Source organism: Rhizobium sp. BR 250 (genome assembly GCF_047445855.1).
Taxonomy (GTDB): Bacteria; Pseudomonadota; Alphaproteobacteria; order Rhizobiales; family Rhizobiaceae; genus Agrobacterium; species Agrobacterium tumefaciens_I.
The window spans coordinates 201,260-214,224 of record NZ_JARWKW010000005.1 but is presented as its reverse complement, the minus strand read 5'-3'; the positions used below and the strand labels follow the sequence as shown (position 1 = coordinate 214,224).

The window sequence follows — 12,965 nt, the reverse complement described above, 5'->3', positions numbered from 1 at the left end:
GTTTCGCATTTGATTGCGACCTCCTAATGTAGCTGCGAATCCGCGTTACATCCGCATTTCCGGGGACAGGGCATGACAGATATTTCGATGATCGAGGCGGCGCGTAAGCGCATCGGCAACCATGCGGTGCGGACACCGCTGCTCACATCGCCTTTTCTGGACGAGATTGCCGGGCGCAAGCTCTTCGTGAAGGCGGAATGCCTGCAAAGGACGGGCTCCTTCAAGTTCCGCGGCGGCTGGTCGGCGGTGTCCGGCCTGCCGGCGGCGGTGCGCGCCAAGGGCGTGATCGCCTTCTCTTCCGGCAACCACGCGCAGGGCGTGGCGCTGGCCGCCCGCCTGCACGGCGTACCCGCCGTCATCATCATGCCCTCGGATGCGCCGAAGATCAAAATCGACAATACCCGCGCCTATGGTGCTGAAGTGGTGCTTTACGACCGGGCAAACGAGGATCGCGACGCCATCGGCGACCGGCTGTCGCGTGAACGCGAATTGACGCTGATCAGACCCTTCGATGAACCGCTGGTCATTGCCGGGCAGGGGACCGTAGGGCTGGAAATTGCCGAACAGGGCGCGGAACTGGGCATTGGCGCGGCCGAGGTTCTGGTGCCCTGCGGCGGCGGCGGGCTGACCTCCGGCATTGCGCTCGCGCTTGCTGCAAAAGCCCCGAATTACAAGGTCAGGACGTCGGAGCCGGAGCATTTCGACGATGTGGCGCGCTCGCTTGCATCCGGCAGGATAGAGCGCAATGCCACGACGTCAGGCTCGCTCTGCGATGCGATCATCACGCCGCAGCCGGGTAACATCACCTTCCCCATCATGGCCCGGCTTTGCGGAAAAGGCATCGCCGTGACCGAAGAGGAAGCGTTGCGGGCCATGGTGCTTGCCTTCAACCGGCTGAAGATCGTCGTCGAACCCGGCGGCGCAGTAGCGCTCGCAGCCGCCCTGTTTCACGGCAAAGAGCTGGAAAGCGAGACGGCGATTGCAGTCACCTCCGGCGGCAATGTCGATCCGGGGATCATGGCGGACGCTCTGTCTCGCTTCGGTTGAAGCTGCGGCTGATATCAGGCCTCTAGCCGTGCCGCGACCTCGCCGGCGATCGCCAGTGACGCGGTCAGGCCGGGGCTTTCGATGCCGAACAGATTGACGAGGCCGGCAAGACCATGGGTTTCCGGGCCATCGATGCGAAAGTCCATGGCCGGCTCGTCCGGCCCGGAAATTTTCGGGCGGATGCCGGAATAGGCCGGGGCCAGCGCGTGTTCCGGCAGGCCCGGCCAATAACGCCTTATGGCGTCGCCGAAACCCTCCATGCGGCGGGGATCAACGGCATAATCGATCGCGTCCACCCATTCCACATCCGGCCCGAACCGGGCCTGACCGGCAAGATCCAGCGTCAGGTGTACACCCAGGCCGTGGGTGTGTGGCGCGGGATAGATCAACCGCGAAAAAGGCGATTTGCCTGTCAGTGAGAAATAGCTGCCCTTGGCGAAACGCGCCTGCGGGATCACTTCTGACGGTAGTCCCTCAATCATTGCCGCCACCATCGGCGCGACAAGGCCGGCGGAATTGACGAGCAGCCGGCATGTGAGGCTGACAGGTTCCTTTCCGCCGACATGAACCCGGAAACCGTTGCCGATCGCTTCCGCCCGTTCGAACGGCGCGTTGAGCGCGAGGGCCGCGCCATGGTCTTCCGCCTCGCCAAGCAGGGCCAGCATATAGCCATGGCTGTCGATGATGCCCGTCGAGGGCGATAGCAGGGCGGAGCTGCAGGCAAGGGCAGGTTCGAGTGAAAGTGCGTGTCGCTCACCGATCAGCTCCAGATCGTCGCACCCATTGGCTTCGCCTTTTTCGCGAAGGGCGGCGAGCAGGGGCGTTTCGTCATCGCTCGTGGCGACGATGAGTTTTCCGCAGCGGCGATGCGCAACACCATGGCTCCGGCAGAAGTCATAAAGCCGCTCCTTGCCCTCGACGCAGAGTTTCGCCTTGAGGCTTCCGGCCGGATAATAGAGGCCCGCATGGATGACTTCGCTATTGCGGGAAGACGTCGCGGAGCCGAATTCCTTTTCGCTTTCGAGGATGATGACGGAAAGGCCGCGTTTTGCCAGTTCGCGGGCTGTCGCAAGCCCGATCACACCGGCTCCGATGATGATGGCGTCGATATCCGTCATGGTCTCTTGCGCATTGGCCCTGATTTTGAACGGAAACAGCCTCCGCCGCGTTGATGCTGCGCAATGGGTAGATTGATGCTTGCCAACGGGCAAGTCGCAATCCGTATTTTTCCCGATGCGCCGATCTTATGGAATTTTATCTCTACCGAAACAGTGGGGAATAAAGCTATTCTTTGCTGGAACTAAGCAATGCCCGCTTTGACGGGCTGAGCAGGAAGGGAGTTGTACAATGTCTTATTCCAAGGCAGGAAAAGTAAAAGACTTTGTCTCGCAGCCCCAGTCGCCGCGTAACTGGAGAGATTCGGTGCATGCGGCTCTTGTCGGCGTCTGCGTGGCTTTTGTCGCCGCGGTCATATTCGGTCTCGTTCCCTGATCCTCCCGATCTTTTCCATCAGGTAACTGGAGAATAAAGGCCGGTCGCTCCTCCGACCGGCCTTTTTATATTTATCGCGCTTTCAGATAATCCTCTGCCAGATCCACCCAGAAGGTAGCACCGATCGGCAGGATATCGTCGTTGAAATCGAATTTCGGATGGTGCAGCGGCGGATCATTATCGGTGCGCGCCGTACCGAGGAAGAAATAGCAGCCCGGCCGCTTCTCCAGCATATAGGCGAAGTCTTCCGCACCCATGGACGGGCGCTGCATCTCTGCCACCTTTTCCGGCCCGGCAAAACGGCGGGCGAGATCGGTGACATAATCCGTTTCCGCCTTGTGGTTGACGGTTGCGTTATAACCGCGCTCGTAATCGATGGTCACGCTCATGCCATAGCTGGCCGCCTGGCCTTCAGCGATGGCCCGGATGCGCTTTTCCAGCTCGTCGCGCACGCCCGGGTCGAAGGAGCGGATGGTCAGCAGCATCTCCGCCGTTTCAGGAATGACGTTGCTGGCAGCACCAGCATGGAATGCGCCCACGGTGACGACGGCCGACAGTTGCGGATGGATGTTGCGCGACACCACCGTCTGCAAGGCCATGATGATGCTTGCGCCGGCAACGATGGGGTCGGCCGCATCCTGCGGTTCGGCGCCATGGCCGCCATAACCCTTGACGGTGATCTTGCATTCGTCCACGGCGGCAAGGATTGGCCCGTCGCGCAGCACGAACTGCCCGAAGGGCAGGCCGGGATCATTATGCAGGGCAAAGACCGCATCGCAGGGGAAACGCTCGAACAGGCCGTCCTCGATCATGATGCGGGCGCCGCCGAAATTTTCCTCCGCCGGCTGGAAGATCAGATGCAGGGTTCCGTCGAAATTCCTGCGTTCGGCGATGATCTTCGCCGCTCCCAGCAACATGGCCGTGTGACCGTCATGGCCGCAGGCGTGCATCACACCCTGATTGGCGCTTGCATAATCCGTCCCGGTTTCCTCGTGGATCGGCAGGGCGTCGATATCGGCGCGAATGCCCAGCGTGCGCGCACTGTCGCCGTTGCGTAGCGTCGCGACGATGCCGGTTCCGGCGAGCCCCCGCGTCACTTCATAGCCCATTGCCAGCAATTGTTCGGCAATGAAATCCGAGGTCTTGAACTCGGAAAGGCCGATTTCCGGATTGCGGTGCAGGTGGCGGCGAATAGCCACCACATCTGGCATATGGTTGGCGAAGGATGCGATATTCGCGGTCTGTCTGGTCATTTTCGAAGTCCCGGGTTCGGCCGTTTTTTCTGGCGCCTTTTACAAAGGACATAGCAGCATATGCGAACATGCGTAAGGGGCGTTACCGGTGCCGAAACGGCCTGAAATTCAGCGCTTGCATCGTGCCGCGACAGGTGGCATGGAACTATTGACGTCCTGGGGCATTAGCTTCTTTCGGATGTAGCGCGGGCAGTCCCGGTTCCGCGTTGCCTTTCAGGTTGTCAACGGGGGAATATCGGACTTTGCGCGAACAGTTTTCGCCGTCGGGGAGGGTGCGAAATGCGGTCGGAACGGCGATGCCGGGCCGCAGGACGTCATTTTCTTCCCATTATCGAAAATCTCGTTGCCGCACCGATCTCCGGTTTTGCAAGTATATCGGAATAAATGCAGACCAAGATGCCAGGCCTGCGGGTGCCTTCCACCTGATGACCCGTTCCGCTCGGTGTCGCGTCCGGTTCACCGAAGGTTCAGGATAAGTCATAAATATAGCGTGGCCTGATTTTCGTTCGTGTTTCCGCCATGAACGAAATGCCGGTCCAGTCGAACAAATCTCCATAAAGTTCAGAATACGAGCCCGATGTCATTTCATATCACCCCGACCGCCGCCGCCCGTGATTCCGAGACGAAGCAGATCGATCATAACGATTCGATCCGTGCGTCCTACATGACGATCGAGGAACTGCATGATGCCGGTGCCGCGCTTTCCCGCGACGGTGCCGACAGCCTGCCCGGCTTCATGGAATTCGATTTCTTCGAGCGTCACCGCGAGAATGAGAAGGAAATCCTGCGGGTCTACCGCACGACGGCCGTTGATGCGGAAAATGGTGCAACGATCACGCCGGCGGCGGAATGGTTGCTCGACAATCATTACGTCATCGAAGAGGCGATCCAGGAAGTGCGGCGCGATTTCCCGCGCAAATTCTATCGCCAGCTGCCGACGATGACGGTGGGCGGAGTGACCATTCCTCGCGTCATGGCGCTCGGCTGGCTTTATGTCGCCCATACCCACAGCACGGTTTCGCGCGAAAACATGACGGCGCTGGTGGATGGCTACCAGACGTCCAAAACGCTGCAGATCGGCGAATTGTGGGCGCTGCCTTCGATCATCCGTTTTGTTCTCATCGAAAATCTGCGCCGCATCTCCATTCGCGTCGAGCGCTCGCGCCGCATGCGCCAGAAGGCGAATGAGGTCGTCGATGAGATCATCCGGCTGAATGATGCCGAAGCATCGGCCGCACTTCTCAAGCAGGTCGATTCACTGGTCGATGATCCGACCTTTGCGACGCAGTTCCTCTATCGTCTGCGCAACGGTTCGCAGACATCGGGCTTCGCGGTTGCCTGGCTCGAAGAGCGTCTGCATGCCGCCGGCACCGACGCCGAAAACGTCATGATGTCGGAACATAACCGCCTGGCCTCCGGCAATGTGACGATGGGCAACATCGTCAAGAGCCTGCGTGAAATCGACGACACCGAATGGTCGGTGTGGTTCGAGGAAGTCAGCCATATCGACAAGGTCCTGCGCGAGGAGACCGATTACGAGGTTCTCGATTTCGGTTCGCGCAACACCTATCGCAACACGATCGAGCTTCTGGCTCGCCGCTCACCCAAGACCGAAGTGGAGGTGGCGCGTGCCGCCGTCGAAATGGCACGGTCCGATCTGCCTGCGGGCGCTGACGAGAACCATCGCGTCAATGTCGGCTCGGTGCTCGTCGGTCAGCGCCGCTTCGAGCTTGAAAAGGCGCTGGGGTATCGGCCGCTCGCGTCGCAGCACATCGTCCGCTCGATGCGCAAGTTCAACTGGCTTGCGATCGCCGCGCCGGTGCTTCTCATTACGGCGGTCGCGATGCTTGCGGTAGGCTGGTTCCTGGCAAAGGCGGGCATGCCCTGGTATGTCGTCACCGCCTTCCTGCTGATGTTTGCATTGCCGGCATCCGAAGGTGCTACCGGCCTCTTCAACACGCTCGTCACCTTCTTCGTGAAGCCGTTCCGCCTCGTCGGATACGAATTCAAGAACGGCATCCCTGAGGATGCCCGAACATTGGTCGCCGTGCCCTGCATGTTGACCAGCCGCGACAGCGTCGATGAGATGATGCGCAATATCGAGGTGCATTATCTCGCCAACCCGCATGGCGAGATTTATTTCTCGCTGGTGAGCGACTGGCGCGATGCGCAGTACGAGCAGTCCGAAGACGATATCGAGATTCTCGATTATGCCAGGCGCGAGCTTGCGGCGCTGAACAACCGTTATGCCTTCGACGGCAAGACACGTTTTTACCTGCTGCATCGCCGCCGCATCTACAATCCGGCCGAAGGTTGCTGGATGGGCTGGGAGCGCAAGCGCGGCAAGCTGCATGAGCTGAACATGCTGCTGCGCGGCGACAAGGACACGACGTTCCTCAGCGGTGCGAACATCGTGCCGGCCGATGTCAAATACGTCATGACGCTGGATGCCGATACGCGCCTGATGCGCGATGCGGTGACCAAGCTCGTCGGCAAGATGCACCACCCGATCAACCGTCCGAAGATCGATCCGGTGTCCGGCCGCGTCGTGGAAGGTTACGGCCTGTTGCAGCCGCGCGTGACACCCTCGTTGACGACCGGCAAGGACGCATCCGTCTTCCAGCGCGTCTTCTCGATCAATCGCGGTATCGATCCTTACGTCTTCACCGTTTCCGACGTCTATCAGGACCTGACCTCCGAAGGCACCTTCACCGGCAAGGGTCTTTATGATGTGGACGCCTTTGAAGCGGCGCTGAAGGGCCGTATCGAGGAGAACTCCATTCTCAGCCACGATCTGCTCGAAGGCTCCTTCGCGCGCTGCGCGCTGGTGACCGATGTGGAGCTGGTCGAGGATTTCCCGACCCGCTACGAGGTTGAAGTCTCCCGTCAGCACCGCTGGGCACGTGGCGACTGGCAGCTGCTTCCCTTCATCCTTGACCGTGCCCGTGGCGTCACCGCCATCGGCCGCTGGAAGATGGTCGACAATCTGCGCCGTTCGCTGACGCCGATTGCCTGGTTCTTCGCTTCGGTGCTGGGCTGGTATTTCATGGATCCGCTCGGTGCCCTGATCTGGCAGATCCTGCTGATCTTCTCGCTCTTCGTTGCGCCCACGCTGTCGCTGCTGTCCGGCCTCGTGCCGCGCTCCACCGATATCGTGCCGCAGGCGCATTTCCACACCATCTGGTCGGAAATCCGCGCCACCAATGCGCAGGTGGCGCTGCGCATTGTCTTCATCGCCGATGCCGCCTGCATGATGACGGATGCGATTGCCCGCTCGCTCTATCGCCTGCTCGTCAGCCACAAGCTGATGCTGGAATGGCGCACGGCCGCTAGCATGCAGTCCAGTGCGCAGGGCAGCATCGTCGATTATTACCGGCAGATGTGGCATGCGCCCGTGGTGGCCATGCTCGGCCTCCTGTTCGCGGCGCTGCCCGGCGACAATGCCTTCCTGATCGGCATTCCCTTCACGCTGCTCTGGGTTCTCTCCCCGGCTGTTGCCTGGTATGTCAGCCAGTCGGCGGAAACCGAAGACCGGCTGTTCGTTTCCGAACACGTCTCCTTCGAGCTGCGCAAGATCGCGCGTCGCACCTGGCGTTATTATGAAACCTTCGTGACGCCGCAGGAAAACCACCTGCCGCCGGACAACTTCCAGGAAACGCCGGAGCCGATCGTTGCCTCCCGCACCTCGCCCACCAATATCGGCGTCTATCTGCTGTCCGTCATATCGGCGCGCCAGTTCGGCTGGATCAGCTTTGCCGATACGCTGGAGCGGATCGAAAACACGATCCAGACCGTCGAGAAGATGGAGAAGCATCGCGGCCATCTCTACAACTGGTATCATACGGATACGCTGCAGACGCTTGGACCGCGCTATGTTTCGGCGGTGGACAGCGGCAATCTCGCCGGCCACCTGATTGCGGTTTCGTCCGCCTGCCGTGACTGGGCCGAAGCGCCGTCGGCCCATCTTCAGGGTAATCTGGACGGTATCGGTGATGTCGCCGGCATTCTGCGCGAAACGCTGAAGGCGCTGCCCGACGACCGCAAGAACCTGCGTCCGCTGCATCGCCGTCTCGAGGAACGCATCATCGGCTTCTCGAACGCTCTTGCCTCCGTCAAGCGCGAGCATGAATTCGCCTCGATCCGCGTCATCAACCTTGCGGTTCTGGCACGTGACATCCAGAAGCTCGCCACCAACGTCGATCACGAGGTAAAGTCCGCACAAAGCGCGGAAGTGACCCGCTGGGCGCAATTGCTGGTGGAATCCTGCGAGGCGCATATTTCCGACAGCGCCATCGATCTCACCAATATGGAACCGCTGCGCCAGCGTCTCGCATCGCTGCGCGACCGCAGCCGCAACCTCGCTTTCTCGATGGACTTCACCTTCCTTTACCGCAAGGATCGTCGTCTTCTGTCGATTGGCTACCGCGTCGAAAGCAAGGAGCTGGACGAGGCCTGCTATGACCTTCTGGCATCCGAATGCCGCCTGACCAGCCTTTTTGCCATCGCAAAAGGCGATCTGCCGACCGAACACTGGTACCGTCTCGGCCGCCAGGTCGTGCCGATCGGCGCGCAGGGCGCGCTGGTGTCGTGGTCGGGCTCGATGTTCGAATATCTGATGCCGCCGCTTGTCATGCAGGAGCGTCAGGGTGGCATTCTCAACCAGACCAACAATCTGATCGTCAAGGAACAGATGAACCACGGCCGCCGCCTCGGCACGCCATGGGGCATTTCCGAAGCGGCATTCAACGCCCGCGATCACAACATGAATTACCAGTACACCAACTTCGGTGTGCCGACGCTTGGCCTCAAGCGTGGCCTTGGCCAGAATGCGGTGATCGCGCCTTATGCGTCGATCCTCGCCAGCCAGTACGATCCTGACGGTGCGCTTGAGAACCTCGACAAGCTGCGCAAGCTTGGCGCTCTTGGCCAGTACGGCTTCCACGATGCGGTGGATTTCACGCCGACGCGTGTGCCTGACGGCAAGGTCTGCGCGGTGGTCTACAACTATTATGCCCACCACCACGGCATGTCGATCGCGGCCGTTGCCAACGTCGCCTTTGATGGCGTGCTGCGCGAGCTTTTCCATTCCGATCCGGTGATCGAAGCGGCCGAACTGCTGCTGCAGGAAAAGGCGCCGCGCGAAGTGCCCGTCATGAGCGCAAAATACGAGCCGGAAACTCCCGGCAAGGAACAGGCCGACCTCCTGCGTGCGGAAGTGCGCTCCATTGCCGATCCGGCGGTGCGCGACCGCGAAGTGGTGTTCCTCTCGAACGGCCATTATTCGACGATGCTCACCTCGACGGGTGCGGGTTATTCGAAGTGGAACGGACAGGCGATTTCCCGCTGGAAGGCGGATCCGACCGACGACCGCTGGGGCACCTTCATCTTCCTGCGCGACACCACCAATGGACAATGGTGGAGTGCGACGGCCGAGCCGCGTGTCATCGAAGGTGAAAAGACCAAGACGATCTTCACCGACGACAAGGCCGAGTTCCACAAGACCATCGGCGATCTGCAGAGCGTGGTCGAGTGCATCGTTGCCACCGAGCACGATGCCGAAGGCCGCCGCATCACCCTGCTGAACGTCGGTTCCGAGGATCGTTACATTGAAGTGACCTCCTATATGGAGCCGGTCATCGCGTCCGAGGATGATGACAACGCCCATCCGCTGTTCTCGCGCATGTTCGTGCAGACGGAAATCGGCCGCCGCGGTGACGTCATCCGCGCCTGGCGCAACCGCCGCAGCCCGAACGAGCCGGGCACCGTCATCGCGCATCTGGCCGCCGACAATGCCGGTCCGTCGCGCCCGACGGAGTTCGAGACGGACCGCGCCAAGTTCATCGGCCGCGGACGGTCGCTGCGCGAAGCGGCGGCATTCGATGCCGGTGCGACGCTCTCCAGCACCGACGGTTTCACGCTCGATCCGATCCTGTCGCTGCGGCGCACCGTGCGTGTGCCTGCCGGCAAGAAGGTGAGCGTGATCTTCTGGACGATTGCTGCACCGAGCCGTGAGGAAGTCGACAAGGCGATCGATCGTTATCGTCATCCGGACGCTTTCGCCCACGAACTCGTGCATGCCTGGACGCGTACGCAGGTGCAGATGCGTCATGTCGGCGTCACCTCGCAGCAGGCGGCCGCCTTCCAGCATCTCGGTCGTTATCTGACCTATCCCGACATGCATCTGCGTGCGGATTCGGAAACGCTGAAAACGGGCCTCGCTTCGCAGCGCGCCTTGTGGCCGCTTGCCATTTCGGGCGATTTCCCGATCTTCAGCCTGCGCATCAACGATGACATGGACATGGATATCGCCCGTGAAGCGCTGAGCGCCCACGAATATCTGCGTTCACGCGGCGTGATCTTCGATCTCGTCATCGTCAACGAACGGGCTGCGTCCTATGCGCAGGATATGCAGCATGCGCTCGATCATATTTCCGAGACGCAGCGCCGCATCAATCCTGCCGATGGTGGTCGCCCGCACGTCTTCTCCGTTCGCCGCGACCTGATGGACGAAGAGACATGGAGCGCGCTTCTCGCCGCTTCCCGCGTTGTGCTGCACGTGCGCAACGGCAAGATCGTCGACCAGATCAACCGCGCGGTCTCGCTGTTTGCGGCCAATCGCGGTCCTGACGGCACCTCTGATGCTGCACAGGCCCGTCTGCCCGTGCCGGCCTTCCCGGTTGCGGAGCCGGTCGAGGATGCGGGTGATCTCGATTTCTGGAACGGTTTCGGCGGCTTCGCCAGGAACGGCCAGGAATATGTGGTGCGCCTCAATGGCGGGCAGTCCACGCCGCATCCATGGATCAACGTTATCTCGAACGAGAATTTCGGCTTCCATATTTCAGCCGAAGGCGCCGGTTTCAGCTGGAGCCGCAATTCGCGTGACTATCAGCTGACGCCATGGACCAATGACCCGGTCATCAACCGGCCGGGTGAGGCCTTCTATGTTGCCGATGTGGAAACAGGAAAGCTCTATACGCCCTGTGCCGCGCTGTCGCGCGATCCCGAAGCCATGTTCGAAACCCGCCATGGTCTCGGTTATTCCGTGCTGACCAGCGTGGCGGATACGCTCGAAGTCGAGCTGACGCAGACCGTTGACCGTGAAAAGCCGGTCAAGTTCTCGCAGGTCATCGTGCGCAACAAGGGTTCGAAAAGCCGCCGTCTGAAGGTCTATGCCTATGTGGAATGGGTGCTCGGCAATAATGGCCAGAAATCCGCGCCGTTCATCCTGAGCAGGCATGATGCGGACAGCAACGCGATCTTCGCGTCGAACCCCTACAGCATCGATTATAGCGCCCGCACCGCGTTCCTTACGCTCGACAGTGAAGCCAGCGGCTTCACCACCAGCCGCCGGGAATTCATCGGCCGCTTCGGTTCGGCACAGGCCCCGCAGGGCATCGTGTCCGGTGCGGCGCTCAGCGGCACCACCGAGGTCGATGGTGATCCCTGCGCGGCACTGATGCAGGAAATCCACCTGAAGCCCGGCGAAGAACGGCACATGACCTTCATTCTCGGCGATGCCGACAATGCGGAAGAGGCTGAAGCGCTGGTGAAGGATGTTCGCCAGGCGGACTTCCTGTCGGTACTGGACGAGAGCAAGGCATTCTGGACGGGCTTTACCGGCCAGTTGCAGGTCTCCACGCCTGATGCCGGCTTCAACCACATGGTCAATAACTGGCTGCCCTATCAGGCGCTGGCGTGCCGCATTCTGGCGCGCACGGCCTTTTACCAGTCGAGCGGCGCCTTCGGTTTCCGTGACCAGCTTCAGGATACGCTGGCTTTCCTGCTCTACCAGCCGGATCTCGCCCGCAAGCAGATCCTGCGCGCGGCAGGCCGCCAGTTCCCGGAAGGCGATGTGCAGCACTGGTGGCTGCCGCTGACGGGCGCCGGTGTCCGCACGACGATCTCCGATGACGTGGTCTGGCTTGCTTATGCCATCAACCAATATGTCTCGGCGACGGGCGACGCTGCCATCCTCGATGAGAGCATTCCCTTCCTGAAGGGGCCGGCATTGATGCCCGGTCAGCACGATGCTTTCTTCCAGCCGGAAACGAGTGACAGGTCTGGCACGCTTTATGAACATGCGGCGCTGGCGCTTGATCTTGCCATCCATCGCACCGGTGAAAACGGCCTGCCGTTGATCCTCGGCGGCGACTGGAACGACGGCATGAACCGCGTGGGCGTCGGTGGCAAGGGCACAAGCGTCTGGCTCGGCTGGTTCCTCTCAGGGGCTTTGCGCGATTTCATCGAGATCGCCGAAAAGCGTGGTGATGCCGACCGTGTTGGCAAGTGGGCGGCGCATCGTGAAAAGCTGCGTAATGTTCTCGAAACCGCTGGTTGGGACGGCAGCTATTATCGTCGTGGTTACTTCGATGATGGCACGCCGCTCGGTTCCGCCGAAAGCGAGGAATGCCGGATCGATTCCCTCGGCCAGAGCTGGAGCGTCCTCTCCGGTGAAGGTGAGGAAGGTCGGTCGCGGCAGGCAATGGATGCGGTCATGGAACATCTGGTCGATGAACAGACCGGCATCATCCGGCTGTTCACACCGCCCTTCTCGCGTGCGCCGCATGATCCCGGCTACATCAAGGGATATCCGCCGGGTGTGCGCGAAAACGGCGGGCAATATACCCATGCGGCGACCTGGGTGGTTCTTGCGCTTGCCAAGCAGGGCCGCGCGCAGGAGGCCTGGAACTGCTTCAAGCTGCTCAACCCGGTCAACCATGCGCTCGACGCGGCATCCTCGGAAACCTATCGGGTCGAACCTTATGTGGTGACTGCCGATGTTTATGGTGAAGGCGCCTATGCGGGTCGCGGTGGCTGGAGCTGGTACACCGGCTCCGCCGGCTGGCTCTACCGCGCCGCAGTCGAGGGCATTCTCGGTATCACCCGGACGGATAGTAAGCTTCACATCTCGCCGTCACTGCCGGAGGATTGGAGCGGCTTCTCGGTCAAGATCGCGCTCGACGGCAAGGCAAGAAACATCACCGTCAGCCGCAAGGCCGGTACGGCGGAGGTTTCCGTATCCGTCGACGGTAAAGACCTGGCGGTTGGTGATGGGGTGATCTCCCTCGACTGAGACGATCAGGTCTCTGCTCGCTTTTAAACTCAGGCTCCTGCGGTGACGCAGGGGCCTGATTTTTTTTGGCAGCCTTTGCCTATGCTTCGGCACGTTTACCG

The 12,965-nt window shown here is 60.9% G+C and carries 4 protein-coding genes; 2 read left to right on the top strand and 2 right to left on the bottom strand.

Going from position 1 to position 12,965, the window contains the following annotated elements; translation table 11 throughout:
- Nucleotides 1-72 precede the first annotated feature (72 nt).
- Nucleotides 73-1,047, top strand: a complete 975-nt coding sequence (locus tag QD336_RS10315) for a threonine ammonia-lyase (protein ID WP_499170536.1) — start codon at nt 73-75, stop codon at nt 1,045-1,047.
- A gap of 14 nt (nt 1,048-1,061) precedes the next feature.
- On the opposite strand, the gene QD336_RS10310 is transcribed toward QD336_RS10315, so the two are convergent.
- Entirely contained in the window at nt 1,062-2,165 is a 1,104-nt protein-coding gene (locus tag QD336_RS10310) for an NAD(P)/FAD-dependent oxidoreductase (protein ID WP_499170535.1), read from the bottom strand.
- 444 nt (nt 2,166-2,609) lie between these two features.
- Nucleotides 2,610-3,791: a M20 aminoacylase family protein gene (locus QD336_RS10305; RefSeq protein ID WP_499170533.1), complete on the bottom strand. Its 1,182-nt coding sequence runs from the start codon at nt 3,789-3,791 to the stop codon at nt 2,610-2,612.
- 577 nt (nt 3,792-4,368) lie between these two features.
- Between QD336_RS10305 and QD336_RS10300 the strand changes: the two genes are divergently transcribed.
- Nucleotides 4,369-12,864, top strand: coding sequence for a glycoside hydrolase family 94 protein (locus QD336_RS10300; RefSeq protein WP_499170531.1), 8,496 nt, complete (start codon nt 4,369-4,371; stop codon nt 12,862-12,864).
- Nucleotides 12,865-12,965 lie beyond the last annotated feature (101 nt).

Bases quoted from the DNA above. Each gene is read 5' to 3' on its own strand.
- QD336_RS10315 (WP_499170536.1), top strand. From the start codon at position 73: ATGACAGATATTTCGATGATCGAGGCGGCGCGTAAGCGCATCGGCAAC.
- QD336_RS10310 (WP_499170535.1), bottom strand. From the start codon at position 2,165: ATGACGGATATCGACGCCATCATCATCGGAGCCGGTGTGATCGGGCTT.
- QD336_RS10305 (WP_499170533.1), bottom strand. From the start codon at position 3,791: ATGACCAGACAGACCGCGAATATCGCATCCTTCGCCAACCATATGCCA.
- QD336_RS10300 (WP_499170531.1), top strand. From the start codon at position 4,369: ATGTCATTTCATATCACCCCGACCGCCGCCGCCCGTGATTCCGAGACG.